Source organism: Streptomyces sp. SID5469 (genome assembly GCF_009862865.1).
Taxonomy (GTDB): domain Bacteria; phylum Actinomycetota; class Actinomycetes; order Streptomycetales; family Streptomycetaceae; genus Streptomyces; species Streptomyces avermitilis.
Genome location: NZ_WWIN01000001.1, coordinates 6,565,735 through 6,591,912, shown reverse-complemented (window position 1 = coordinate 6,591,912; position 26,178 = coordinate 6,565,735). Strand labels below are relative to the sequence as shown.

Below are 26,178 nucleotides of genomic sequence, written 5' to 3'. Positions count from 1 at the left end.
GCGACGGCGTCCAGCGGGCCTTCCGCCACGGCCCGGAACCGGCCGTCGGCTAGTCGCTCTTGGCGAGGGCGTCGACCGCGGCGGCGTTCGGGGCGTCGGTGAGGGAGCCGGGCAGGGGCCGTCCCGTGCCGCCCGGCTCCGGGTCGGCCACCAACTCGGCGAGGGCCTCGGACGGTCGGATGCCCCGTTCCTTGGCTTTGCGCAGCCGACTGCCCCAGGAGATGCCCGCGTTCACCCCTCGGGGTCCGGCGGCCTGCCGCGGCTCGTACGCGGCGGCGTCGTCCTCGTCGCCGGCCCACACGTACCCGAGGACCCCGCCGCCCTGCTTGTCGACCACCGTGAAGTACTGCACCGGCTTCTCGGTCCAGTCCCGATAGCGCGGCGGGCCGCCCGGGCTCTCCACGAACCTCAGGTCGTCGTCGAAGCGCGGGTTGATCGGTTGTTCACTGCTCATGAAGTCCACATTCCTTTACCTCTGCCTGATCCGCAACGAGGGTCCGCCGACGCCGCTCGCTACGGCCTGGGCAGGACCTCCCCGTAGACGTGCCACTTGCCCGCCTCGTCCATGAAGACGCGCGTCACCTTGTACTGGGTACCGCGGGCGAGGAGCAGCTCCCGTTCCCCGGGGTGCTTGGAGATCTTGTCCAGCCAGAGGGCGGGCGTCCCCTTCGGTACCCGCCAGTGCATGACGACCGGCTTCCACGCGAAGGCGGGCGGCACCGTCCTGCCGAGCGCCGACGAGGTGTACGCGCCGTCCCCGTAGGTGTTGCCCAGCATGTCGAGCGGCGACCTCAGCTTGAGGTGCTCGATCCCGGTACCGCGGACGATCATGATGTCCTCGGGCACGGGACGGGTGCCCATGACGCGGTCCATCTCGTCGATGGTGTGCAGCGTCTCGGGATACACATCGGGGTTCTCGCCCCGGAGGTGGCTGTTGATCTCCGTGTAGTCGTGACCGGTGTACGTGCGGAGCGCCTCTCTCCCGGAGGGGTCGAGGTTGTCCACGTAGTCGTTCCAGTACGCGTCGCCGTACGCCTGCCCCGCGTCGTCGCTGAGGCTGGCCGCGGGGTTCGTGCCCCGCTCCAGTTCCGCCGTGGCCACCGCGTGTTTCTCCGCGTCGGTGGCCAGTTCTTCGAAGTCGTCCCCCGACATGTGCGGCTCGTACTCGAACGGCTCCCCGGCCCCGCCGTGCCCCGCCGCATCCGCACCCGAGTGCCCCGGCGCGACCGGAGTGTCGGTGCCGTGGTGCGCGGCGGCGTCCACGGCGGCGTGGTCGACGCCCGCGTGGTCGCCGACGTGCGCCGCGTCGTCCGTGTGCCCGGTGCCGTCGTGCCCGTGACCCGGCCCGTCGTGCCCGGAGCCGTGGGACGCGTCGTCCGTGTGGCCGCCCGGGGTGTCGTGCCCCGTGCCGTGCGGCTCCGGCGGGTGGCCGCCGCCGCTCGGGAGGTCGTGCCCGGTGTGCGGGGTGCCCGTCGGCACGTCGTGCGGCGTGGCCGTCGGGGTGTGGTCGTACGACGTCGGTGTCCCGTCGAACGTTCCGCTCGGCGTGTGCGCGGCCGTACCGCTGGGCGTGTGCCCGGCCGTTCCGCCCGGCACATGGTCCGCGGCACCGCTCGGCAACGACGTGTCGTAGTGACCGCCCGTCGGCAACGAATCGCCCGCATGCGCCACGCCACCAGGCAGACCGTCACCGGCACGCACCCCGGAGAGCGCGGGCTCCTGGATGGTCCAGTGGGCCGGGAGCACCGGCTCGTGCGGGACCGGCGTCGTGTCGACGACACCGCCCGGGCCCACGAGATCGCCGTTCGGCTCCAGGAGGCGGCCGTCGGGGAGTTGCACCGAACCGTCGGGGAGTTTGGGGATCTCGATGTTGCCGATCCCCTTCAGGCCCTTCGCGATGTCACCGATCTTCGACAGGCCCGCGCCCGCGCCCTTGGCGACATACGTCATCGGGTCGATGAACTTGCCCGCCTTGCCCGCCACGGACAGCACCTTCGCGACCGCGCCCGCCTTCCCGGCACCAGCCGCCGCACCACCCGCACCGCCGGTGAACACGGTGGTCAGCACATTGAAGGTGACCGCACCCGCGGCCCGGCCCGGGTTCTTGCCCCACTCGTCCCACGCCACCAGCGCCTTGCCGGTCTCCTTCATCGCGGTACGCGAATCCCGCAGCCAGGAGGGCAGCTTGTCGTCCGGCAACGTCCAGAACAACGCGCTCGCACCCGGAATCGAGGAGATCGCCAGACCGGTCGCGAGCTGTGCGAGACCCTTCCAGGCCTGGCCCATCGCGTCCCAGCCGCCGAACCCGACCAGCGTGCCCAGACCCTTGATGGTGCCCCAGACGCCGTCCACGATCAGGCCGTCCCACACGAACGACTTGACCCAGTGCCCGACCTCCCAGACGTGATGTTTCTCCTCCATCGGGTCACCCCAGGGAAGCTTCGCGTTCTTCAGGTCGTCCGCGTTGAACCCGTACTGGTCCTTACGGTCCGAACCGTCCCCCGCCACCATCTGCGTCCCACCGAACAGCTTGGTGATCGCGTTGTGGCAGGTGCGCTCCGCAGCCCAGAACGCCGCGACGGTCGCCGTCACGTCATCCCGGATCTTGTTGTGCTCGTCGATCTTGTCCTCGTCGTACTCCCAGTCGTCGTCACCCTTGACCGAGCTGACGAACTTCGTCGCGTCCAGCTTCAGCTGCTCCAGCTTCTGGACCAGCGGACGCACCTCGGTCGAGTACGACGACAGGGCACCGGACACCTTCTCCAGATCGTCCGCGAACCCGTCCGCCCGGTCCGCCACCGGCTTCGTCGACGCGAACAACTGCTCCGCCTCCGGCGCCGTGTAATACGCCGACAACCCCTGGAACTGCGAGTGCACGTCCTTGCCGGTGGTCCGGATACTCCCGGCAACCGTCTTCAGACTGCCGTAGTCCTTCTCCAGCTGTTCCAGATTCCCCGTGTACTGCGGAATCGCCTCCGGCTTGATCACGACGTCTGCACCCCCGGCTTCATCGGATCAAGATCCGGCGCCGACAACGCCTTGCGCTGCGCCTCCGCGGCCATCTCCTGATCCCCGTTCAGATACGCCGTCGTCGCATCCACCGCACCCTGCAACGACTTGCCCGCCCGCGCCGCGATGAACTTCAGGTCAGTGGCCGCGTGTTCGGCGTACTGGGACAGGGCGAGAGCGACCAGACCGCCCGACGGCTTCTCGCCGCCCTGCTCGCCGCCGCCCTCCGCGGAGATCGTCCCGGCGTTCGTCGCCGCCGACGTCAGATGCTTCCCGTACGACTTCGCATGCGTCTCGATGTGCGACGCCGTCTCACCCGTCGTCTTCAGCACACCCTGAATACCCTGCGGCTTCAGATCCCAGCCGGTCATCCGCGTCGTCCTCCGCGTTCCCCGTTGCCCACGCCCGTGTCAGCCGTCGACTGTCGGCTCAGCCGATGTTGTCGACCGCCGCCTTCGCCTTCGAGATCGTCGACTGCGCCGTCCCGTCGTTCTTCTCCAGCGTCGTCTTCAACAGCTGGATAATGCTCTTCACCTCGGTCGACGCGCGATTCCACCGCAGTTCCTTGCCGTGGTACTCATCCGCCACACCATCAGCCGCGAAATCCGACATCGCCGCCTTCACCTGCCGGTCCCGCGCCGCGATGACCTCCTCCAACCGGCCGATCACCGCCTGGATATTGCCCTGCGCATCCGCCGACGCACCCGTGTCGTACGACCGACGATCCGAACCCGCACCAGCCATCACACACCACTCCCCGTCAAAAGAAGATCAACCACAGCCCGGCCCACCCAAGCTCAACGCCCGGAGAAACGCGCCCCGTCGAAGTTCGCCGCCTTCTCGTTCGTCCGCGCGTTCTCGCCCTGCTCCTGATCACCCGAACCGAACGCCGACTCCATCCCCGACTGACCGCCCAGAATCCCCGAGAGCGCCGAGTTCAAGCTCGCCGTGATCTCGTCCGACCGCCCCTTGAACGAATCGAACGCCACCCGGCCCGCACCGTTGAACTTCCCCTCCAACGGCTGCGCGGCCTGCACCAATTGGCGAATCAACGTCCCCAGATCGTCACTCGACCCACGCGAGTTACTGATCAACGTCGACAGAACCTGCGACCCCATGTCGAACTTCATCTGGACTCCCCCGTCCGGGCTGGCCGGCCAGGGAGCCGGCGGCTGGTTTTCGTCGTACCAGAAGTCATCTCTATCAACATGCGGATTGCCTGTGCAATCGACGATTACAGTCCTGCGACAAAGGCGACCGAGCTCTCACCTGGGGTGACGAGACAAACCCCAACCCTGCGCCGCAATGCCGACATTCAGGCGGGCGTCGCGCTATCGCTCCCTTGCCGGGCGGAGGGCGGCCCGGGCCGGGAGGGTGACGGCGGTCAGGCCGAGGAGGAGGACGGCGCCCGCGAACGAGCCGTACACGAGGGGCGGTATGTACGGGGACCGCCCGGTCAGGCCCCTCACCATCGGGACCAGGGTGGCCAGGGCGATCGCCGTGCCGAGGACGATGCCCGAGAGGGCGACCAGCAGGGCCTCCCAGCGGACCATGCGCAGCACCTGACGCCGGGTGGTGCCGATCAGGCGGAGCGTGCCGAGTTTGCTTCGGCGTCCGAGGACCGTCATCACCAGGGTGTTGACCGCGGCGACCGCCGCGAAGCCGCCGAGCACGGCCGCCATGACGGTGTTCGCCCAGGCGTTGAGCGCGCGGTCCAGGGACTCCGCGGTGGTGTAGTCGGCGCGGTCCAGGACCCTGCCCAGCGGAGCGAGTGCTCCCGCCCGGCCGCCCTTCGTCCAGATCTCCGTGTCCAGGGCGGAGGTCACATGGGTCGCCAGGTCGGCGCGCGGCAGCGTCACTTGGGACAGGCCGAGGCCGCGCCCGTACGTGGCCGCCAGTATCGGAGACGCCTTGGTGCCGTCGGGCAGCCGCAGGTGCACGCGGTCGCCGACCCGCACATGGGCGCTGTCCGCGAGCGAGGCGTCGAGCGCCACCCGGCCCGGTTTCAGGCTGAGCGCGCCGTGCTCGACGTCCAGGTCCTGGACCCGGGCCAGGTCCGCCGCCGAGCCCGTGACGCCCTGCGTGGTCGCCGACTCCAGCGAGCCCGCGGCCGGGATCAGTACCGCCGTTCTCAGCACGCCCACGGCGGTGGTGACACCGGGCGACGCGGCTGCCTCGTGGACGGCGGCCGGGGCGAGGCCCGCGTCCGACGTGACGATGTGGTCGGCGGTGATGCCGGCCCGCTGCTGGTCGCGTGTGGCCCGTTCCTCGCTGGTGTGCAGGAAGACGAGTACGGAGGAGAAGGCCATGGCGAGCACGATGGGGGTGAGGGCGGAGGCCAGCCGGCGGGCGTTGGTACGGGAGTTGGCGGCGGCCAGGACGGCGGGGGCGCCCGCGCCGCGCAACGGCAGTCCGAACAGGGCGGCGCAGACGCGCGCGACCAGCGGGCCGAGCAGGGCGACGGCCAGCATGAAGAGCATCACGATGCCGAGCGAGGCGTTGGCCGCGTCCTCGCCGTCGAGGGAGTCGGCGAGCCCCGCGCAGACGAAGCCGCCGACCGCCGCGGCGATGCCCAGCGGGGTGCGGATCCAGCCGGGCCTCAGCCGTTCCACGGAGGCCTCGCTGAGCGCACGGCCCGGCTTGATGCGGGAGGTGCGGTGGGCGGCCAGGTAGCCGGCGAGGAGTGCGGTGAGGAGTACGGCGCCGATCGCGGACAGCAGCGGGATGTACGACACGGACAGCCGCACCGCGTGCGGGACGGCGCCCTTGTCCTGGAGTTGGCCGAACCACCAGCGGGCCAGGGCGATTCCGGGCAGGCAGCCGACTGCTCCGGCGAGGGGGGCGACGAGCAGGGTCTCGGTGGCGATGCTGCGGCGCACCTGCCGAGGGGTGGTGCCGATGGCCCTCAACAGGGCGTACTCACGTGCGCGTTGGCCGACGGAGAGCGCCACGGTGCCGGCCGCCGTGAAGACGGCGACCAGGGTGGCGACACCGCCGAAGGAGCCGCCGAGCCCGACGAGCAGTTCCTTGGCCTGGGCGAGCGAGGCGTCCTCGACGGCACCCCGGTCGTCGCCGGTGTGGACCTGTGCGCGGTCACCGAGGGCCTTGGCCACCTGGGCTTCGAGAGCTGCGGCGGTCACGCCTTCCTTCGGCAGTACGGCGATGGCGTCGACGCGACCGGGGTGGCCCGAGACGCGTACGGCGTCGGTGTCGGCGAACCAGACGGTGGGGGTGGCCTGCTCGGCCGTCGTGCCGGACACCCGGAAGGTGCGGGGTCCGTCGGCGGTGGTGAGGGTCACCCGGCCGCCCACGGCGGCGCGCCCGGCGCCGGAGAGGACGACCTCGCCAGGGCCCGGCGCCCGTCCGGACATCGGCCTCTCGCCGGTGAAGGCGGTGGATCCCCAGCCGTGCGCGGTGCGGGCGGCGCCCTTCTCGTCGAGCACGGGGAAGGTCACGTCCGCGATCGCCGTACGCGCCCCCGGCACCGAACCGGCCCTGGCCACGAGGGAGTTGTCGATCCGGGCGGTGTCCGGGAGGGGCTGGGCCTCGTCGTCGCGGTCGTCGCCGTGGCCGGTGACGAGGTGGGCGCGCTGGTCGGCGGCGGCCACCACCGGGGCACCGGAATAGCGCTGCGGCGGCACCGAGGCGCGTAGTCCCGTCTCCAGGAGGATGCCGCAGGCCGACACGATCAGGGCGGCCATCGCGAGGGCGACGAACGTACCGGCGAACGCGGCGGGCTTGAAGCGGACGGCGGCGCGGGCCAGGCCGTTGGGCACGAACATCAGGCCGCCGCTCCCTCGAAGGACGGCGTGGTGAGAGCGGCCACCCGGGCGGCGATCCGCGGGGCGGTGGCGCGTTCCAGGTGGTCGACGATCGAGCCGTCGGCGAGGAAGAGGACGCGGTCGGCCCAGGCGGCGGCCGTCGGGTCGTGGGTGACCATGACGACCGTGGCGCCATGGACGTCGACGGCCTGGCGGAGCAGGCCCAGGATCTCGGCGGCGGTGGTGGTGTCGAGGGCGCCGGTCGGTTCGTCGGCGAAGACGACGTCGGGCCGGGTGACCAGGGCGCGGGCGATCGCGACCCGCTGCTGCTGCCCTCCGGAGAGCTGCCCCGGCCGGCGCCGCCCCTTGTCCTGGAGGCCTACCTGGGCGAGCACCTCGGCGGCGCGGCGGCGGTCGGGGCGGTGCCCGGCCAGCCGCAGGGGCAGCACGACGTTCTGCTCGACCGTCAGCGACGGCAGCAGGTTGAAGGCCTGGAAAACGAACCCGAGCCGCGAACGGCGCAGCGCCGTCAGCTTGTTCTCGCTCAGGCCGGTGATGTCGGTGCCGCCGAGGTGTACGGTCCCGCCGCTCGGCCGGTCGAGGCCCGCCGCGCACTGGAGGAACGTGGACTTGCCGGACCCCGAGGGCCCCATGACGGCCGTGAAACTCCCGCGCGCCAGGGCGAGATCAACACCGCGCAGGGCATGCACGGCGGAACCACCACGCCCATACCGCCGCCGCACACCCCGCAGCTCGACGGCCCAGTCGGCGCCGGAGACGGCCCGGCCGACGCTGGGGGCGGTCCTGTCGACGCCCGGGGCGGTCCTGTCGACGCCGGGGACGGCCCCGTAAGCGCCCGGGTCGGCCCCGTCAGCGCCGGAGGCGAGCGGTGTCCGGCCGGGGATCGGCCCGGGGATCCGTCCGGACGCCCGCTCGTCGATCTCGCGCCGCCTCTTGCGCAGGCCCATGACCTGGTCCGCCTTCCGTCCGTCCGTCGAGATGTCGAACGTACGGATTCGGGACCTCCGCGGACCATGGAGACCGCCGCCGGATCGGGGGTGGGGTTAACCCGAGCCCGCCCGCATGCGTGGTGCCGGTATCGGACCGGCCGGCCCCGCGGATGCCCTCCGCGCCCGCCCCGGTGCTGCTGCTCGCCGGCCGTCCGGCACGACACGGGACGTGGAGTGCGGGGGCCCGGCCCGGGACGCCTGCTCGCCCCCCCAGGGGGACCCTCAGCGCGCCGCCGCGGTCGGGCCGTCCCGGCAGACCAGCAGGAGCGCCCGGTCGTCGTTCACGTCCTTCGCCACCGCCTCGATCAGATGCCACGCCGCCCCGTGGAAACCGCCGGCGACATACCGGTCCGCCTCCCCCGTGAGCCGGTCGATGCCCTCCACGATGTCCCGCTCCGCCGTCTCCACCAGACCGTCCGTGAACAGCATCAGCACGTCACCGGGCCGCAGCGACCCCTTCACCGGATCGAACTGCGCGCCGTCGTAGACGCCGAGCAGCGGCCCCTCGGCGGCCTTCTCCTCCCACCGCCCGCTGCCCGCACTGAGCTGCAACCCCGGCGGATGCCCGGCCGAGAACAGCTCGTAGTCCCCGGAGTCCAGCTCCAGCACCAGATGGATCGACGTCGCGAAGCCCTCGTCCCAGTCCTGCCGCAGCAGATAGCCGTTCGCCGCCGGCAGGAACGCGTGCGGCGGCAGCGACCCCAGCAGCCCCCCGAACGCCCCGGACAGCAGCAGCGCCCGCGACCCCGCGTCCATGCCCTTGCCGGACACGTCCGTCAGGACGACCTCCAGCGTGCGGCCCCCGTTCGTGCGGGCCGCCACCACGAAGTCGCCCGAGAACGACTGCCCGCCGGCCGGCCGCAGCGCCATCTCCCGGTGCCACCCCAACGGCAGCTTGGGCAACTTGCTCTGCACCCGGATACGTTCCCGCAGGTCGAACAGCATCGTGCCGCCCCGCCGCCACGGCACGCCCACCCGGCTGCGGAACTGCGCGATCAGCAGGCCGAAGAAGCCGCAGGCGGCCACGACCAGCACCACACCCGGCGTGACCCGCGACGGCCCCTCCGTGTACGGGCCGAGCTTCACGGACTCGACGATCAGCGCGCTGGCGGCAGCGGCGTACAGCCCCAGCAGGCTCGACGGCCGCAGCAGCAGCCCGCCCGCCACGATCGGCAGCACCAGCGCGGCCGGCGAACACCACACGGAGTTCATCAGGGTCGTCGCCGCGATCAGCGGGATCGTCAGCAGCAGACCGGCCAGCGCGATCCAGTCCGAGCCGTCCCCGCGGAAGTAGTCGACAGCGGATCTGCGCACGCCGGTGCGAGCCCGGTGCCACTGCTTCTTCAACCGGGCCGTGAACGTCTCGGCTGCGGCGCGCCGCTCTCGTCCTGCTGCCATTGCTCGGGACCCTATCCATCGGACCAGCCCCTTGGCACGGGAGGTCCCACTTGTCCCCCGTCCGAGCGCTGAACTTCACAGAAAACCGGCAGGTCCGGCCCGCACGGCCGGGGCGAAATTCCCTCGCTCGCCCCGCATTGCCCTGGTAGGCATGCTCCATGACCACTGATGTGCGCGTGCTGCGGCAGGACGACTGGAATCTCTGGTACGACACCCTGATCCGTGCGTTCGGTGGGGTCGCGGAGGCGTCCGAGGAGCGTGAGCTGTGGCAGACGCTCACCGAATGCGACCGTTCCATCGGTGTGTGGGACGGCGACGCCTGTGTGGGCACCGCGGGAGCGTTCAGCTTCCGTGTCACGGTGCCGGGCGGCGCGTCGGTGCCCGCCGCGGGCATCACGATGGTGAGCGTCGCGGCCACGCACCGCCGCCGCGGGGTTCTGACGGCCATGATGCGCCGGCAGCTGGACGACATCCGGTCCTGGGGTGAGCCCCTCGCCGTACTCACCGCGTCCGAGCCGGCGATCTACGGCCGGTTCGGCTACGGCATCGGTACGCACCAGCTCACCGCCGACGTCGACACCAGCCGCGTACGGCTGTCCGTACCGCCCGGCACGGACGACGTACGACTGCGGTACGCCGTCCCCGCCGACGTACTCGACGTGTGCGAGGCGGTCTACGCACGGCTGGTGCCGGGGCGGCCGGGTATGCCGGCCCGGCGGCCGGGCTGGGACCGGCTGATGGTGCTCGACCCGGAGAGCCGACGGGACGGGGCGTCGCCGCTTCAGTGCGTGGTCGCGGAGCGCGACGGCGAGACCGTGGGGTACACACGGTTCCGGGTGAAGCCCGACTGGGAGCCGTCCGGGCCCAAGGGCACGGTCGTCCTCCAGGACCTGGAGGCGCTCGACCCGGCCGCCCACGCGGCGCTGTGGCGGTTCCTCTTCGACATCGATCTGACGTCGCACCTCAACGCGCGCAACCGGCCGCTCGACGAGGCGTGGCTGCACCTGGTGTCGGACATCCGCCGCTGCAATCTGCGGAAACGGGACTCGCTCCACGTACGGCTGGTCGACGTCGGCGCGGCGCTCGAAGCGCGCACGTATCAGGCGCCGGTGGACGTGGTGTTCGAGGTCGAGGACGCCTTCTGCCCCTGGAACGAGGGGCGTTGGCGGCTGACGGGCGACGGCAAGGGCGCGACCTGTGTGCGTACCCGTGACTCGGTCGATCTCGCCCTGTCCGTAAGGGACTTGGGGGCGGCCTATCTCGGCGGGGTGTCCCTCGTGTCGCTGGGCGCGGCCGGGCGGGTACGGGAGCTGCGACCGGGCGCGCTGACGGAGGCGACGTCGGCGTTCTCCTCGGCAATCGCACCATGGCTACCGCACGGCTTCTAGACCACCGGGGCGGCCGCCCGCGGTTCCAGACCTGAGTGACACCCGTCGGCCGACCGGGCCCCCGGCGGCCGACCGGCGTCGCCCCCGGCGCCAACCCTCGGCGGCAGCCCCCGGCGGCAGCCCGTGGTCACGCCTGTTGGCAGGTCGGGCACCAGAACAGGTTGCGGGCGGCGAGACCGGCGGTGCGGATCTCGCCGCCACAGATGTGGCAGGGCAGGTTGGCCCTGCGGTACACGTAGACCTCGCCGCCGTGATCGTCCACGCGCGGCGGGCGGCCCATGGCCTCGGGGGTGTGCTCGGGCCGGACGGTGTCGATGCGGTTGTTGCGGACGCCCTCGCGCATGAGCGCGACGAGGTCCGCCCAGATCGCGTCCCATTCGCGGCGGGTGAGCTCCCTGCCCGTGCGGTACGGGTCGATGCCGTGCCGGAAGAGAACCTCGGCGCGGTAGACGTTGCCGACGCCCGCGATGACCTTCTGGTCCATGAGCAGGGCGGCGACGCTCGTACGGCTGCGGGAGACACGGTCGTACGCGCGGGCCGGGTCGGCGTCGGGCCGCAGCGGGTCGGGGCCGAGGCGGTCGTGTATCGCGCGCTTCTCGCCGTCGGTGATCAGGGCGCAGGTCGTGGGGCCGCGCAGGTCGACGTACGACGTGTCGTTCGCGAGGCGCAGCCGGACGGTGTCCGTGGGGGGCGGGGCGGGTGCGTCGCCGAAGCCGACCTTGCCGAAGAGGCCGAGGTGGATGTGGATCCAGTCGGCCCGGCGGAAGCCGAGGAAGAGGTGCTTGCCGTGGGCGTCCGCCGTTTCGAGGACCGTGCCGTCCAGGAGGGCGGCGGCGTCGGCGAACTTGCCCTGCGGGCTGGTCACGCGTGCGGCCGCGCCGCCGAACCTGGCTTCGTAGTCGTCGGCCAGGCGGTGAATCGTGTGCCCCTCGGGCACGGACGCCTCCTGTTCGTACGGTCTGCCGTACGGCGGAGGAGAGTCTTCGTCCCCTCCGCCCTCACTCGATCACCGGACGGACCGAAGAATCAGCCCGGCCGGCGGTGAAAGGTGCGGCTACTGCTGCGGGTGGTGGGCCGGGATGGCCGGCAGGTCGCCCGTCGTCTCGTACGCCGACAGCATGTCGATGCGGCGGATGTGGCGGGCGTCACCGGAGAACGGCGTGTTCAGGAAGGTCTCGACGAACTTCGTCGCCTCCTCCTGCGTGTGCATGCGCGCACCCACCGCGACCACGTTCGCGTCGTTGTGCTGCCGGCCCAGCGACGCGGTCTCCTCGCTCCAGGCGAGCGCCGCGCGCACCCCCTTCACCTTGTTCGCCGCGATCTGCTCACCGTTGCCGGAGCCGCCGATCACGATGCCGAGGGCGTCGGGGTCCGCCGCCGCCCCCTCTGCGGCACGGAGGCAGAACGGCGGGTAGTCGTCCTGGGCGTCATAGATGTGGGGCCCGCAGTCGACGGGCTCATGGCCGGCCGCCTTGAGCCACTCGACGAGGTGGTTCTTCAGTTCGAAACCGGCATGATCAGAGCCGAGGTACACGCGCATGGTTCCGAGTGTGACACGGCCGTTTCGGATCGGCCGCCCCGGGTGCCCAGCAGGAAAAGTGTGAGCCTCACTACAAAACCTCAAGGAAACCTCAAGTAACGATCCGGATTCAAAGGTTCACGAATTCCTTTGCCTCGGATTCACTGGACCAGCTCGTACCACCGCTCGTGCGAGTGCCCCGTACACCGCTCGTACGGGAATCTGCTCAACGGCGCAAAGGAATTCCCTCCATGACCTCGCAGCCGACCCTGTCGAAGGCCGAAAACGGCCCGGACCGACCCGGAGAACCCGGCGGCGGCCTCCAGGCCGGACTCAAGAACCGTCACCTTTCGATGATCGCCATCGGTGGCGTCATCGGAGCCGGTCTCTTCGTGGGCTCCAGCACCGGCATCGCCACCGCGGGCCCAGGCATCCTTCTCTCGTACGCCCTCGTCGGCACGCTCGTCGTCCTCGTGATGCGCATGCTCGGCGAGATGTCCGCGGCCAACCCGACGTCCGGCTCCTTCTCCGCGCACGCCGACCGCGCGCTCGGCCGCTGGGCCGGGTTCTCGATCGGCTGGCTGTACTGGTTCTTCTGGGTGGTGGTGCTCGCCGTCGAGGCGACCGCCGGGGCCAAGATCCTCGAAGGGTGGATGCCCGGCGTACCGCAGTGGGGCTGGGCGCTCATCGTGATGGTGGTGCTCACCGCGACCAACCTGGTCTCCGTCGGTTCGTACGGCGAGTTCGAGTTCTGGTTCGCCGGGATCAAGGTCGTGGCGATCGGCGCGTTCATCGTCGTCGGCGGCCTCGCGATCTTCGGCGTGCTGCCGGGCGTCGACGCCCCGAAGGCCGGCCTCGGCAACCTGACCGACAGCGGCGGCTTCCTGCCCCACGGCCCCGGCGCGATCCTCACCGGTGTGCTCCTGGTCGTCTTCTCCTTCATGGGCAGCGAGATCGCCACGCTGGCGGCCGGTGAGTCCGAGGACCCGCAGCGCGCGGTCACCAAGTCGACGAACAGCATCATCTGGCGCATCGGCGTCTTCTACCTGGGCTCGATCCTGGTCGTCGTGTCGCTGCTCCCGTGGAACGACCCGTCGATCAAGGACAAGGGCTCGTACGTCGCCGCCCTCGACTCCCTCGGCATCGCGCACGCCGGTCAGATCATGAACTTCATCGTGCTGACGTCGGTGCTGTCCTGCCTCAACTCCGGGCTCTACACCGCCTCCCGCATGGCGTTCTCGCTCGGCCAGCGCGGGGACGCGCCGAAGGCGTTCGCGCGGACCACGTCCCGCGGTGTGCCGCTGGCCGCGATCGTCGTGTCCGTCGTCTTCGGCTTCGTCGCCGTCTTCTTCAACTACAAGTTCCCGGACTCGGTCTTCCTCTTCCTGGTCAACTCCTCCGGTGCGGTCGCCCTGTTCGTCTGGCTGGTGATCTGCTTCTCGCAGCTGCGGATGCGCAAGATCATCCAGCGGGAGTCGCCGGAGAAGCTCGTCGTGAAGATGTGGCTGTACCCGTACCTGACCTGGGCGACGGCCGCGCTGATCGTGTTCGTGCTCGGTTACATGCTGACGGACACGGAGCACGACGGGCGCGAGACGGTGCTGCTGTCGCTGCTCGTGGCCGCGGTGGTGCTGGTGATCGCCGTGGTGAAGCAGAAGCTGGACGGTTCCCGGGCGGTGGCTGCCGCGGGTGCCGACGAGCCGGCTGTGGCCGAGGCCGTGGCCGACGCGCACTGAGCGGTAGTACATAGAGGTACGTAGAGAAGGGGAGCCCGGCGGCACACGCCGCCGGGCTCCCCTTCTCTTTCTCACGGCTTCTTTCTCACAGTGGCGTGAAGCTCTTCTTGACCCGTTCGTAGGCCGGGACCGCGCTGCCCTCGATGTCCGGGTGGTACCAGGTGCTGAGCTCGTAGGACGTGCCGCGGCTGCGGAAGCCGAGCAGCCTTACGTGCCAGTACTGCCCCTTGGCCGTGACGTTGTACTCCCAGACCACTGCGGGCGCGCCGCGGAACGTGGTCCGCTCCAGGCGGATCCGCCGGTAGTTCAGGCCCTTCTCGCGGTCCTCCTCCGCGACCTGCCACTGCTTCAGCAGGTCGCCCCGGGCCGGGGTCGCGTTCGCCAGGATCTCCTGCTGGGCGTCGGGCGAGGTGTAGTGCACCTCGGTGCCGCTCTGCACCACTCGTTTCCAGCCCTTGGGCGGAACCCACGCGTACATCCCGGCCTCGGTGCGTGACCCCGGCGGCAAGCTCGGCGGGCGTGAGGTGCCGTCGACCGTGGGCGACCGCGAGGGCCCGCCGGACGAGGCGGACGGCGCCGACGACGTGGCGGAGGACGCGTCGCGGTCGTGGCCGGGCGATCCGCCGGTCGCGGCGATGACGACGACGGCTACGGCACCGGCCGCGACGACACCTCCGGCTGCCGCCAGCCCCATACGGCGCCGGTGACGCGGCGGCCTGGGCGCGGACGGCAGGGCCGGGCCGGGGAGTTCACCGGGCGACATCGGGGACGACGTCGGGGCGGCGCCGGGCCACCCGGGCAGTCGGCTCGCGGTGACCGCGTTGGCCAGTGCGGCGTGACTTCCCGTACCGGGAGCGGCACCGCCGCGGGACGGGCGCTCCCCGGCCCCCGCCCGCTCCGGAACTCCCGAGGCAAGCGGCTCGGCACGGCCTGCGGAGGGAGCCTCGGTGGAGGCGTTGCCCACGGCGGGGGACGCGGTGGGGGACGCGGTGGGGGACGCGGTGGGGGACGCGGTGGGGGGTACGAGGGGGGCTTCGGGGTGGTGGGGTTGTGCGGGGAACGGGAGCGGCGTGGGGAGAGCGGGGGCGGGGGCCGGGGAGTGGCTGGGCTGGGTGACTGCCGTATGGCCGGGTCCGACGGCGGGCGTCTCCCTCGTCGGCGGGGCCTCCGGTGGGACGGCCCGGGTGGGCCGCCCCGGTATGGCGTCCTGGACGGGCTCGGACCACCGCGGATCGGCATCCGGCCGCGTCTCCTCCGGGGCCGTCCGGGCCGCGCGGATCAGGGCCGTGTCCAGGAGCGCGCGCGTCGGGGATTCCAGCCGCCGGCCTCCGGAGCCGGCGTCCGGTCCGCCCTGCTCGGGCTCGCCCTCCTCCCCCGGCTGCCGCACTCCCCGCGGCACCGCCCCGACTTCCGACTCCGCGCCCGCCCCGGCTCCCGATTCGGCTCCCGGCCCAACCCGCAACTCAGGTCCCGACCCGGCGCCCGGCTCACCCCCCGATCCGGCGCCCAGCCCAGCCCCCCGCTCCCCGACCGCTCCCTCCCCTCTATCCCCTCCATTCCCTCCATCCCCAGAACCCGACCCGGCCACCTCGACACCCGCCGCCTCGACACCCGCCCCGGCGGCACCCGCCCCGGCATCACCCGCCCCGGCGACACTCGTCCCCGTGGCCACCAGCGCCTCCAGTGCCGCCGCCACCTCCTCGAGGCCGGGCCGGACCGAAGGCTCCTTTTCCAGCAGCGCGGCCAGGATCTGCCGTAACCCTCCCGCCTCCGTGGGCAGTTCGGGCTCCTCGTACAGCACCGCGTGCAGCGTCGCCAGGGTCGTCGAGCGCGAGAACGGGGAGTGGCCGCCGAGCGCCGCGCACAGCGTCGCCCCGAGGGACCACACGTCGGACGGCGGGCCCTGCGGACGGCCGGACACCCGCTCCGGGGCCATGTAGTCGGGCGAACCGACCAGCATGCCGACCATCGTGAGCGCCTTGGCGTCCTGGATCGCGGCGATGCCGAAGTCGGTGAGGACGACCCGGTGCCCCAGGTTCTCGACCAGGACGTTCCCCGGCTTGATGTCCCGGTGCAGCACACCCCCCGCGTGCACCTGCCGCAGCGCCGCCACCAGTTCGCGTCCGATGCGTGCCGTCTCCCCCGGCCCGAGCGGTCCGTCCTCCACCACGATCCGCTCCAGCGAGCGGCCGTCGACGAGCTCCATGACGATCCACAGCCGGTCGCTCTCGTCCACCACGTCGTAGACGCGCACGACATTCGGATGGCTGATCCGAGCCGTGGCCCTGGCCTCGCGCAGCGTGCGTTCGCGGCGGGTGCGCGTGTCCTCTGCGTCGAGTCCGTCTATCCGCATTTCCTTGACGGCCACCTGACGGTCCAGCATTTCGTCGGTGGCACGCCACACCCGCCCCATTCCCCCCTGCCCGATGCTCTCGACCAGCCGATACCGACCCGTCACCAATAACCCCGGAACACCGCCACCCGAATTACCCGGCAATCCCCTGCACCCCCTCCACGCCCACCTCGGCGCGCACCCCGACGCACTTCCCCACACACGCCCCAGCAGAAACACAATGGTCACACTTCAGGCAGTACCAGCATAGTGCGGAGAAATCTTGTGGTACCTCTTCAAGTACTGCGAATTCAGGCGCAGCCAAGGGGGACGAACATGGGTTCTCGTCACATGACGGCCATCACGGGATCGCTGCTCACTGCATCTTTCTCGGCAGTGATGATCTTCGCGTGCACCGCCACCGCGGATGACCAGGGACCGGCGAGCGGCAAAGGGGGAAAGCCCGTCGACGAGGCACCGGCGGGTGTAAAGCTGACCACGCTGCTGCCCTCGAAGATCTCGGTCGACAACAGTTCGCACAAAACGGCGATTACGGCCACGGTAAAGAACGGGGGAACCAAGGACAGCGGAAAGATCAGGCTTTTGGTAGCCGGTTTTGACGGTCTCGTGGTCAAGAACGTCAAGGGCTGCACGGCAATTGCCAAAGCGGATCTTCCGCCGGGTTCGAACAGCGCATTCAGCTGCGCCATCGACAACCTCGCGGCCGGCAAGTCGACGTCGTACGCCGTCGACGCGACGTTCGACACCGGCAAGACCGGGAAGATCTGTCTTCCGGTCCAGACGAGCGACGGGAAGAAGACCTACTGGCAGCAGGGCCCGGTGCCGTTCGGTACGACGAACCCGTCACCGAACGCCCCGGCCACCCCGCTGCTGCTCGGCACCGACAACAAGCCGGTCGCCCCCGGCGGTGACCGACTGGCCGACACCGGCGTCACGGAGGACGTCCTGCCACTGGCCGCGGCGGGCGTGACGCTGGTGGCGGCGGGCGCGGCGGGCCTGTGGTGGACCCGTCGCCGGCCCGAGCCACAGCCCTGACCCACCCGAGGGGCTGGGGCGCCGAGCCGAGCGCCCCAGCCCTCCTCTTCGACTCAAAAGGCTGACGGTGAGTGTCAGGTTATGTGGCCACGATGCGCTCATGGACTCGAACACCGCAGACACCACCGAACCTCTCGCCCTCCGGCCCGCGGACCCCGGCTTCGAGGAGGAACTCGCCGGTTTCCAGACCGGATTCACCCAGCGTCCCACCGTGGTCTTCGCCGCCGCCTCGGCCGCCGACGTGGCCGCCGCCGTGGCGTACGCGGCGGCCGAGGACCTGCCGGTCGGCGTCCAGGCCACCGGACACGGCCTGCCGGGCGGCGCCGAGGGCGGCGTACTCATCACGACGAAGCGCATGGACCGGGTGAGCGTCGACCCCGTGTCCCGCACCGCCCGCGTCCAGGCGGGCGTCCGCTGGGGCCAGGTCGTGGCGGCCGCCCAGCCCTACGGGCTCGCCCCGCTCAACGGCTCCGCGCCGGGCGTCGGCGCCGTGTCGTACACGCTGGGCGGCGGACTCGGCATCCTGGCGCGGGAGTTCGGGTACGCGGCCGACCATGTGCGCGCGCTGGACGTCGTCACCGCGGACGGGCAACTGCGCCAGGTGACCCGGGAGTCGGATCCCGGCCTGTACTGGGCCCTGCTCGGCGGCGGCCACAACTTCGGCGTCGTCACCGAGCTGGAGATCGGCCTCGTCCCGGTGGCCAGGCTGTACGGCGGCTCGCTCGCCTTCGACGGGCGCGAGGTGGACCCGGCGGCCGTGCTGCGCGCGTACGAGCGCTGGACGCGGACCGTGCCCGACGGGCTGACCTCGTCCTTCGCCGCCGTCCCCTACCCGGACCTGCCGGGGCTGCCGCCGCACCTGCGCGGCCGGCACGTTCTCTCCGTACGCGTCGCGTACACCGGCAGCGACGGCGAGCGGCTCGTCGCCCCGCTGCGGGAGACCGGCCCGGTGCTCGCGGACTCCCTCCGGGTGATGCCGTACGCCGAGAGCCACACCATCCACAGCGACCCGGACTTCCCGCACACGTACTACGGGGACAGCGCGGTGCTGAGCGAGCTGGACGTCGAGGCGGCGGCCTCGGTGCCGGCCCTGGCCGCAGCGGACGCCCCCGTGATGAGCGTCGTACAGATCAACCATCTGGGCGGGGCGCTGGCGCGCCGGGCACCGAACTCCGTACCGCACCGCGACGGGCGTTTCCTGGTGCGGCTGCTCGCCATGGCCGACCGGGACACGGCCCGCGAACTCCTCGACCCGGCCCTTGCCCGGCTCGCGCCGTGGACGATCGGGCGGGCGCTGAACTTCGCCTTCGGGGCCGGGGACCGTACGGAAGGCCTGTACGACCCCGAAACGCGGAAGAGGCTCGCCGGGTTGAAGTCGGAACACGACCCGGCGAACCTCTTCCGCAGGAACTACAACCTCACCGGTTGAGGAACTTCCAGGCGGTGGGCAGCACGCCCATCGCCAGCGCGGCCTTGAGCGCGTCGCCGATCAGGAACGGGGTCAGACCGGCCGCGATCGCGGCGGTCAGGGACATCCCGGTGGCGAAGGCCAGGTACGGGACGCCGATCGCGTAGATGATCGCCTCGCCGAGCAGCATCGCGCCCGCCGTGCGCAGCACGGAGCGGTCGGCGCCGCGGCGGGCCAGCGCGCCCACGACGGTGGCGGCCAGGAGCATGCCGAGGATGTAGCCGAAGGACGGGGCCGCGGCGCCGGAGCCGCCGCCGGCGAACCACGGCACACCGGCCATGCCGACCAGCGCGTACACGGCGAGCGAGAGGAAACCGCGGCCGGCGCCGAGCGCGGTGCCGACGAGGAGGGCGGCGAAGGTCTGGCCGGTCACCGGCACCGGAGAGCCGGGCACGGGCAGCGAGATCTGCGCGGCGAGCCCGGTGAGCGCGGCGCCACCCAGGACGAGCGCGGCATCGCGGACGCGGGAGGCAGGCAGCAGATCGGCGAGAACCTGGCCGGAACGGGGGGCGCTGGCGACAGCCGTGCTCATGGGGACTCCGCGGGTGTGGGCACTGAAGGACACGGTGACGCTATCCCAGGGGTCCGCGGCCGATCACCGTCAGCCGTCCACAAAGCGGAGATCGCACTCTTGGTGGGCTTCACACAAAGGATGCGACATACACCTGCGACGAGGTGACGCCGGTCACTGAGGTGGATCGATTCTCCGCACGTCGGCGACCGGGGCGGGGACTGTAGGGTCCCACCAAACCGGGCGGGCCCCCTGGCCGGATCCGCCAGGCAGGGCCTACTCTTCGAGCCATGGTCCCCCAGGCAGAGAACTTCGCGTCGCGTCGCTATGTCGACCTGCGACGCCAGGGCACGGCCACCTGTCGCCGCTGAGGCGGGGCGGAGACCACCAGGAAACGGATCCGGCTCGCTGACCGAAACAGCGCAGTGTCGGACCGGCTCCCGAGGAAGATCTCCATGCCCCGTACCGCGGCACCCACTCTCCTGCCCCCTCAGCCCCCTCAGCCCCCTCAGCCCCCTACGACCGTTCTGCGGGCCGCCGACAGCGCGCGCCGCAGGACCAGCGCCAGCGCGGTCCTGCGGTCCGTGCTCGAGCACGGGCCGGTCGCCCGCAGCACCGTCGCCCGGCTGACCGGGCTCTCCCCCGCGTCGGTGACCGACTACTGCGCCCGGTTCGCCGAACTCGGCCTGCTCCATGAGGCGTCCGTGCCCCGGCGGTCGGGCGGGGTCGGGCGTCCGCACGTCCCCGTCGACCTGGACGACTCGCGGTTCGTCGTCGGCGGGGTGCATGTGGCGGTGCCGTACACCACGGTCGCGCTGCTCGATCTGCGCGGCCGGGTGGTGGCCGAGCGCCGTCTGAAACACGACCGGACCGAGCCCTCCCTGGTGCTGGCGCGGGCCGCCGACGGCCTGGCCGCGCTGCTCTCGGCGGCGGCCGACCGTACGCCGCTGGGTGTCGGCGTGGCGGCCGGGGGCTGGGTGGACCGGGACTCCGGGACCATCGTGGAGCACCCGCTGCTGGGCTGGCGCGACATCCCCGTCCGGGACGTGCTCGGCGCGCACACCGGCCTGCCGGTCCAGGTGGACGGGCACGCGCGGGCCCTGGTCGGCGCGGAGCGGCTGTTCGGGCGGGCCCGCGGCAGCCGGAGCCTGCTGCACCTGTTCGTCGGCAATGTGGTGGACGCCGCCTTCGCCACCAACGACGAGGTGCACCACGGTCCCCGTTCCCAGGCCGGCGCGATCGCCCATCTGCCGTTGCGGGGCGGTGCGGAGACGTGCGACTGCGGGCGTGTCGGCTGCCTCCAGGTCGAGCTGAGCGAGCGGGCGCTGTGCCGGCGGGCGCGCGCGGCGGGCCTGGCTGTCGGCGTGAACCCGGTGCGTGTGGTCGAGGCGGCGGCGGGCGGCGACCCGGTGGCCGTACGGCTGCTGGTGGAGCGGGCCCGGATGATCGGGCGGGCGGCGGGGCTGCTGCTCGACATTCTCAATCCGGACACCGTCGTGGTCACCGAGATCGGGATCATCCACCGGGAGGACTGCCTGGCGGCGCTGCGCGAGGCGGTCGGTCCGCAGCGGGCGGCGGCGGTCGTGCCGACCAGTTTTCCGGATTCGGTGCTCGCGGTGGCGGGCGGTTCGGTGGCTCTCGACGTGCTGTACCGAGATCCGCTGGGCGTGTCACCGGGGGCGACTTAATTCAGAAACTCGGAATGTTGACAGGCATTGCACCAGGCCAGGAGCATCGTATTCATGAGCCCGCTCATGAACTGTCGCACCCTCTGTTGCTGACACATTGACGCACTGACGACCAGGACGACCAGGACGACCAGCCAGGTCACACGGCCCCTCGGCCGCCTGGCCACTTACTGGTGATCCGTCAGGCGATTTCCTGCCGCGCCCCCGGCGCGTGCCGCTTCCCCCCCCCGCATTCCCCTTTTCCGGCTTCGCCCTGCCCGGAATTCCGCGCGCATTTCTGCCCTGCCACCTCGGCGCGCGCATTCCTGCCCTGCCACCTCATGGAGTCCTGTCATGCCACCTCTGTCCCCGTCCACGCCCGGCGTCGACCGGCGGCTCTTTCTGACCTCCCTGCTCGGCGCCACGGCCGCCGCCGCCGGACTGAGCGGCTGCGCGGACAGCAGTGCCGCCGCCGCCAAGGGCTCATCCCCGTCCGCCCCGCTGGCCACGAAGATCCCGTCCGGTACGAGCCTGAAAATCGCCTCGTACCAGAACGTCCAGCAAACCCAGTTCAGGCTCGCGGGCCTGTCCAAGCTGCCGTTCACGGTCTCCAGTTGGGCGAACATCGGCGCGGGACCCGATGTCATCAACGCCTTCCGCGCCAAGTCGCTGGACGTCGCCAACAACGCGGGCATTCCGCCGATCCAGGCGCACTTCCAGGGATTCGACGCGAAGATCGTCGCGATCAACATCACCCGCAAGCCCAATTACGTCTTCGCCACGAAACCCGGCAGCGACATCCGGACGGTCGAGGAGTTCAAGGGCAAGCGGCTGGCGTTCTCGCAGGGGCAGGCGCAGGGTGTGGTCCTGCTGCGCGCGCTGAAGAAGGCCGGGCTGAAGTACGACGAAGTGGACCTGGTGCCGCTGACCAGCAACCAGTTCCTCACCGCCCTCCAGGCCGGCCAGGTGGACATCGCCCCGCTCGCCAACCAGCAGTCCCCGGCCTACCTCAAGCAGTACGGCTCCAAGGGCGCCCACACCATCCCCACCGACGTCGTCGACCTCCTCAACCTGCTGTGGGCGCCGACCTCCGTGCTGGCCGACTCCGCGAAGGCGGCCGCGGTCGCCGCGTACATCCCGCGCTGGGCCAAGGGCCAGGTGTGGGCGTACGAGCACCCCGACCAGTGGAACAAGGAGTTCTACGTCAAGACGCAGAACCTGACCCTCGCCCAGGCCGAGTCGATCACCAAGCTCGCCAACAAGCCGCTGTTCCCGCCGAGTTGGGACGAGGCCGTCACGTGGGAGCAGGAGACCGCCGATCTGCTCGCCGAGGGCGGCTTCGTGAAGGCGTTCAAGGTCGGCTCGCTCTTCGACCGCCGCTTCGAGGGCATCGCCGCGAAGGCCGTGCCGGCGGAATACCGGAGGTGACCGGCATGACCACCACCGATGTGCCGACAGCCACGGCGCCCACCACCACCGAACCCCGCCCCGCGCCCGCCGAGAAGTCCCGCCGGGACCAACGGATCAGGCGCCGGACCCTCGCCCCCGGCAAGCGCCTGCCCGCCTCGCGCCTCATCGGCCCCGCCCTCTTCCTCGCCCTGTGGGCCGCCGCCTCCGCCGCCGGACAGCTGGACCCCGGCGCGATCCCGGCGCCCTGGACGGTGCTCCGCACCACAGGTCAGCTGTGGAGCGCCGGCACGCTCCCCACCGACGTACTGACCTCGCTGGAACGCGCCGCATACGGCTTCGCCCTCGGCCTGAGCGCCGGGGTGCTCCTCGCCCTCACGGCCGGGCTCAGCCGGGTCGGCGAGGCGCTGATCGACGGGACGGTGCAGCTCAACCGGGCGATCCCGACCCTCGGTCTGATCCCGCTGTTCATCCTCTGGCTGGGCATCGGCGAGACCTTCAAGATCGCGATCATCGCCATCGTGGTCTACATCCCGATCTACCTCAACCTGCATGCCGCACTGTCCGGGATCGACCACCGCTTCGTGGAACTCGCCGAGGTCCAGGGGCTGTCCAGGCTCCGGTTCATCCGCGAGATCGTCGTCCCCGGCGCCCTGCCCGGATTCTTCGTGGGTCTCCGGCTCGGGGTCACCGGGTCCTGGCTGTCGCTGGTCGTTCTGGAGCAGATCAACGCCACCAGCGGCCTCGGCTACATGATGTTCCAGGCCCAGAACTACGGCCGTACGGACATCATCCTCGTCGGCCTGCTGATCTACGGCGTCTTCGGCCTGGCCTCCGACAGCGCGGTCCGCCTCTTCGAACGGAGGGTGCTGTCATGGCGACGCACACTGAGCAACTGACCCGTCCTGCCGTCCGGCTCCAGGGCCTGACCCGGTCCTTCGCCGACCGTACGGTCCTCGACGGCATCGACCTCGACCTCCCGGCCGGACAGTTCACGGCGCTGCTCGGCCACAGCGGCTCCGGCAAGAGCACCCTGCTGCGCGCCGTCGCCGGACTCGACCACGAGGTCACCGGCAGCGGGCAGCTGACCGCCCCCGAGCGGGTGTCCGTCGTCTTCCAGGACTCCCGGCTGCTGCCCTGGCGCCGCGTCCTCGACAACGTCCTGCTCGGCACGGACGGCAAGGAGGCCGCCGAACGCGGCCGGGCCGCCCTCGCCGAGGTGGGCCTCGCCGGACGCGAACGGGCCTGGCCGGGCGAGCTGTCCGGCGGCGAGGCCCAGCGCGCCGCGCTGGCCCGCTCGCTGGTCCGCGAACCCGAGCTCCTGCTGGCCGACGAGCCGTTCGGCGCCCTGGACGCGCTCACCCGGATCCGGATGCACACCCTGCTGCGCGAGCTGTGGGAACGCCACCGGCCCTCCGTGCTGCTCGTCACCCATGACGTGGACGAGGCGATCGTGCTCGCCGACCGCGTCCTCGTGCTCGAACGGGGCCGCATCGGCCTCGACCTGACCATCGACCGCCCGCACCCGCGCTCCTACCGCGACCCGCTCCTCGGCGAGTACCGCGAACGCCTGCTCACCGCCCTCGGTGTCACGGAGCACCAGGGCGCCCAGGAGGACCACCAGTGACCGCCCCGCGCCAGCTCCACCTGAACGCGTTCCTGATGAACACCGGCCACCACGAGGCCTCCTGGCGGCTGCCCGAGAGCGACCCGTACGCGAGCGTCGACCTCGCGCACTACGTCGAACTGGCCCGTATCGCGGAACGCGGCACCTTCGACTCGCTGTTCCTCGCCGACGGTCCGGTCCTCTTCAACCGCGTCGGCCAGCGCCCCTCCGGCGCCCTCGAACCCATCACCCTGCTCACCGCCCTGGCCACCGCCACCGAGCACATCGGCCTGATCGCCACCGCCTCGACCTCCTACAACTCCCCCTACAACCTGGCCCGCAGACTCGCCTCCCTCGACCACCTCAGCGGCGGCCGGGCCGGCTGGAACATCGTCACCACCGCGGGCGCCGAGGCCGCCCGCAACTTCGGTCTCGACGAGGAGCCCGCCCACGCCGCCCGCTACGAGCGTGCCGCCGAGTTCCTCGACGTGGCGCTGAAGCTCTGGGACAGCTGGGAGGACGACCTGATCGTCGCCGACAAGGCGGCGGGCGTGTGGGGGGACGACCGCAAGATCCATCCGCCCCGGCACCAGGGGCCGTACTTCCGTGTCGAGGGCGCGCTCAACGTGCCCCGCACACCGCAGGGTTACCCCCTCCTCGTCCAGGCCGGCTCCTCGGACGACGGCAAGCGGTTCGCGGCCCGGTACGCGGAGGCGGTCTTCACCGCGCAGCAGACGCTCAAGGACGCGCAGGACTTCTACGCCGACCTCAAGTCCCGGACGCGGGAGGCCGGCCGCGATCCCGACCACGTCAAGATCCTGCCCGGCATCGTCCCGGTGATCGGTTCCACCGAGGCCGAGGCACGCCGAAACGAGCAGGTCCTGGAGGACCACATCGTCCACGAGCACGGTGTCGAGCGCCTCGAACACCTTCTGCACCTCGAGCCCGGCACGCTCCGGCTCGACGCCCCGCTGCCCGCCGATCTGCCGCCGGAGAGCGCCATCGAGGGGGCCAAGAGCCGCTACACCCTGGTCGTGGAGCTGGCCCGGCGCGAACGGCTCACCGTCCGCGAGCTGATCGGCCGCCTCGGCGGCGGGCGCGGCCATCTCACGTTCGCCGGCACGCCCGAGCAGGTCGCCGACGCCATCGAGGAGTGGTTCCGGCACGGCGCCGCCGACGGCTTCAACATCATGCCCGCCGTCCTGCCGTCCGGCCTCGGCCTGTTCGTCGACCACGTCGTGCCGATCCTCCGCGCCCGCGGCCTGCTCCGCACGGAGTACGGCCCGCGCCGGACCCTGCGGGAGCGCTACGGCCTTCCGCGCCCCGCCAACCAGTACGCCACCGCACTCTCCGCACTCTCCGCACTCGCCACCCGCTGAAAGGACCGTCCCAGATGACCGCCATCGAGATCCGCAAGGTCACCGCCCACATCGGCGCCCAGGTGTCCGGCGTCGACATCGGCAAACCGCTCGACGAGGAGACCGTCACCGCCCTGCGTGACGCGCTGAACGCCCACAAGGCCCTGGTCTTCGACGACGTCGACCTGGACGACGCGGGCCAGCAGGCCTTCGCCCGCCACTTCGGCGCGCTCACCACCGCCCACCCCACCGTGCCCGCCGTGGAAGGCGCCCCGAACGTGCTGCCCGTGGACAGCGAGCGGGGCCGTGCCAACCACTGGCACACCGACGTCACCTTCGTCCTCAACCCGCCGCAGGCCAGCACCCTGCGCAGCATCACGATCCCGCCGTACGGCGGCGAGACCCTGATCGCCAACGCGGCGGCCGCCTACCGGGACCTGCCGGAGCCGCTGCGCGCCCTCGCCGACACGCTCTGGGCCGAGCACACCAATGACTACGACTACGCGGTTCCGGACGAGGCGGTCGACGAGGAACAGGCCCGCCAGCGCGCCCAGTTCACCTCCATCACCTACCGGACGGCGCACCCCGTCGTCCGCGTCCACCCGCTGACCGGCGAGCGCGGTCTGTTCATCGGCGGCTTCGCCCAGCGGATCGTCGGCCTGTCGACGGGCGAGTCCCGCAAGCTCCTCGACCTGTTCCAGTCGTACGTCACCCGGCCGGAGAACATCCTGCGCTGGCGCTGGTCCCCGAACCAGCTCGTCCTGTTCGACAACCGCATCACCCAGCACTACGCCATCGACAACTACGACGGCCGGCCGCGCCGTCTCAACCGGGTGACCGTCGCCGGCGACGTACCGGTCGGCATCGAGGGCAAGGAGAGCTACTCGATCGCGGGCGACGCCTCGCACTACACGCCGGTCGCGGTCGCGGCGTAGCCCAAGTCGCGCGGCAG

Annotated in this window: 22 protein-coding genes; 10 read left to right on the top strand and 12 right to left on the bottom strand. The window is 71.4% G+C overall.

The genetic code is table 11. From position 1 onward, the window contains the following. Nucleotides 1-49 precede the first annotated feature (49 nt). The 8 genes from GTY58_RS28405 to GTY58_RS28370 all read right to left on the bottom strand — a co-directional run bounded on the left by GTY58_RS28405 (nucleotide 50) and on the right by GTY58_RS28370 (nucleotide 9,178). On the bottom strand, nucleotides 50-454 hold the full coding sequence (locus tag GTY58_RS28405) for a hypothetical protein (RefSeq protein WP_037645677.1): 405 nt from the start codon (nucleotides 452-454) through the stop codon (nucleotides 50-52). Nucleotides 455-513: 59 nt separating this feature from the next. Then, nucleotides 514-2,988: an ADP-ribosyltransferase gene (locus tag GTY58_RS28400; RefSeq protein ID WP_010986837.1), complete on the bottom strand. Its 2,475-nt coding sequence runs from the start codon at nucleotides 2,986-2,988 to the stop codon at nucleotides 514-516. Beyond that, on the bottom strand, nucleotides 2,985-3,380 hold the full coding sequence (locus GTY58_RS28395; RefSeq protein WP_010986836.1) for a DUF6507 family protein: 396 nt from the start codon (nucleotides 3,378-3,380) through the stop codon (nucleotides 2,985-2,987). Before GTY58_RS28395 ends, GTY58_RS28400 begins: the two co-directional genes overlap by 4 nt. A gap of 58 nt (nucleotides 3,381-3,438) precedes the next feature. Further along, the gene (locus GTY58_RS28390) at nucleotides 3,439-3,753 is read right to left on the bottom strand and encodes a pore-forming ESAT-6 family protein (protein WP_010986835.1); all 315 of its coding nucleotides are present in this window, start codon (nucleotides 3,751-3,753) and stop codon (nucleotides 3,439-3,441) included. 53 nt (nucleotides 3,754-3,806) lie between these two features. Beyond that, on the bottom strand, nucleotides 3,807-4,139 hold the full coding sequence (locus tag GTY58_RS28385) for a hypothetical protein (RefSeq protein WP_010985526.1): 333 nt from the start codon (nucleotides 4,137-4,139) through the stop codon (nucleotides 3,807-3,809). A gap of 201 nt (nucleotides 4,140-4,340) precedes the next feature. Further along, entirely contained in the window at nucleotides 4,341-6,791 is a 2,451-nt protein-coding gene (locus GTY58_RS28380) for an ABC transporter permease (protein WP_037651485.1), read from the bottom strand. After that, nucleotides 6,791-7,738, bottom strand: coding sequence for an ABC transporter ATP-binding protein (locus GTY58_RS28375; protein WP_010986833.1), 948 nt, complete (start codon nucleotides 7,736-7,738; stop codon nucleotides 6,791-6,793). Before GTY58_RS28375 ends, GTY58_RS28380 begins: the two co-directional genes overlap by 1 nt. 264 nt (nucleotides 7,739-8,002) lie before the next feature. Beyond that, nucleotides 8,003-9,178 (bottom strand): PP2C family protein-serine/threonine phosphatase, encoded by a 1,176-nt coding sequence (locus GTY58_RS28370; protein ID WP_010986832.1) that lies wholly within the window; start codon nucleotides 9,176-9,178, stop codon nucleotides 8,003-8,005. 158 nt (nucleotides 9,179-9,336) lie between these two features. Here GTY58_RS28370 and GTY58_RS28365 point away from each other — a divergent pair, with 158 nt between their 5' ends. Further along, a complete protein-coding gene (locus GTY58_RS28365; RefSeq protein ID WP_010986831.1) occupies nucleotides 9,337-10,566 on the top strand; it encodes a GNAT family N-acetyltransferase in 1,230 nt (409 codons plus the stop codon). Nucleotides 10,567-10,693: 127 nt separating this feature from the next. Here GTY58_RS28365 and GTY58_RS28360 read toward each other — a convergent pair whose 3' ends face one another. Next, nucleotides 10,694-11,503 carry a DNA-formamidopyrimidine glycosylase family protein gene (locus GTY58_RS28360; protein ID WP_010986830.1) on the bottom strand — a complete coding sequence of 270 codons (810 nt, stop codon included), beginning with the start codon at nucleotides 11,501-11,503 and terminating at the stop codon, nucleotides 10,694-10,696. A 117-nt stretch (nucleotides 11,504-11,620) separates the two neighbouring features. After that, nucleotides 11,621-12,106: a ribose-5-phosphate isomerase gene (locus GTY58_RS28355; protein WP_037651483.1), complete on the bottom strand. Its 486-nt coding sequence runs from the start codon at nucleotides 12,104-12,106 to the stop codon at nucleotides 11,621-11,623. Nucleotides 12,107-12,336: 230 nt separating this feature from the next. Between GTY58_RS28355 and GTY58_RS28350 the strand changes: the two genes are divergently transcribed. Beyond that, a complete protein-coding gene (locus GTY58_RS28350; protein WP_010986828.1) occupies nucleotides 12,337-13,821 on the top strand; it encodes an amino acid permease in 1,485 nt (494 codons plus the stop codon). An 85-nt stretch (nucleotides 13,822-13,906) separates the two neighbouring features. Here the strand turns inward: GTY58_RS28350 and GTY58_RS40940 are convergent, their stop codons facing one another. Then, the gene (locus GTY58_RS40940; protein WP_037651481.1) at nucleotides 13,907-16,234 is read right to left on the bottom strand and encodes a serine/threonine-protein kinase; all 2,328 of its coding nucleotides are present in this window, start codon (nucleotides 16,232-16,234) and stop codon (nucleotides 13,907-13,909) included. Between the two features lie 270 nt (nucleotides 16,235-16,504). Between GTY58_RS40940 and GTY58_RS28340 the strand changes: the two genes are divergently transcribed. Continuing rightward, entirely contained in the window at nucleotides 16,505-17,209 is a 705-nt protein-coding gene (locus GTY58_RS28340; protein WP_107083007.1) for a hypothetical protein, read from the top strand. Nucleotides 17,210-17,309: 100 nt separating this feature from the next. Continuing rightward, entirely contained in the window at nucleotides 17,310-18,638 is a 1,329-nt protein-coding gene (locus GTY58_RS28335) for an FAD-binding oxidoreductase (protein WP_037651476.1), read from the top strand. Here the strand turns inward: GTY58_RS28335 and GTY58_RS28330 are convergent. After that, nucleotides 18,628-19,209, bottom strand: a complete 582-nt coding sequence (locus tag GTY58_RS28330) for a biotin transporter BioY (protein WP_010986824.1) — start codon at nucleotides 19,207-19,209, stop codon at nucleotides 18,628-18,630. The two genes, GTY58_RS28335 and GTY58_RS28330, sit on opposite strands and share 11 nt — an antisense overlap. Before the next feature lie 434 nt (nucleotides 19,210-19,643). Between GTY58_RS28330 and GTY58_RS28325 the strand changes: the two genes are divergently transcribed. The 6 genes from GTY58_RS28325 to GTY58_RS28300 all read left to right on the top strand — a co-directional run bounded on the left by GTY58_RS28325 (nucleotide 19,644) and on the right by GTY58_RS28300 (nucleotide 26,161). Then, nucleotides 19,644-20,876, top strand: coding sequence for an ROK family protein (locus GTY58_RS28325; RefSeq protein WP_010986823.1), 1,233 nt, complete (start codon nucleotides 19,644-19,646; stop codon nucleotides 20,874-20,876). A gap of 333 nt (nucleotides 20,877-21,209) precedes the next feature. Then, nucleotides 21,210-22,283, top strand: coding sequence for an ABC transporter substrate-binding protein (locus GTY58_RS28320; RefSeq protein ID WP_010986822.1), 1,074 nt, complete (start codon nucleotides 21,210-21,212; stop codon nucleotides 22,281-22,283). A 5-nt stretch (nucleotides 22,284-22,288) separates the two neighbouring features. Next, the gene (locus tag GTY58_RS28315; RefSeq protein WP_010986821.1) at nucleotides 22,289-23,161 is read left to right on the top strand and encodes an ABC transporter permease; all 873 of its coding nucleotides are present in this window, start codon (nucleotides 22,289-22,291) and stop codon (nucleotides 23,159-23,161) included. After that, a complete protein-coding gene (locus tag GTY58_RS28310; RefSeq protein ID WP_010986820.1) occupies nucleotides 23,137-23,889 on the top strand; it encodes an ABC transporter ATP-binding protein in 753 nt (250 codons plus the stop codon). Before GTY58_RS28315 ends, GTY58_RS28310 begins: the two co-directional genes overlap by 25 nt. Further along, nucleotides 23,886-25,247 (top strand): LLM class flavin-dependent oxidoreductase, encoded by a 1,362-nt coding sequence (locus GTY58_RS28305; protein ID WP_010986819.1) that lies wholly within the window; start codon nucleotides 23,886-23,888, stop codon nucleotides 25,245-25,247. Before GTY58_RS28310 ends, GTY58_RS28305 begins: the two co-directional genes overlap by 4 nt. Before the next feature lie 14 nt (nucleotides 25,248-25,261). After that, the gene (locus GTY58_RS28300) at nucleotides 25,262-26,161 is read left to right on the top strand and encodes a TauD/TfdA family dioxygenase (protein WP_010986818.1); all 900 of its coding nucleotides are present in this window, start codon (nucleotides 25,262-25,264) and stop codon (nucleotides 26,159-26,161) included. Nucleotides 26,162-26,178: the final 17 nt, after the last annotated feature.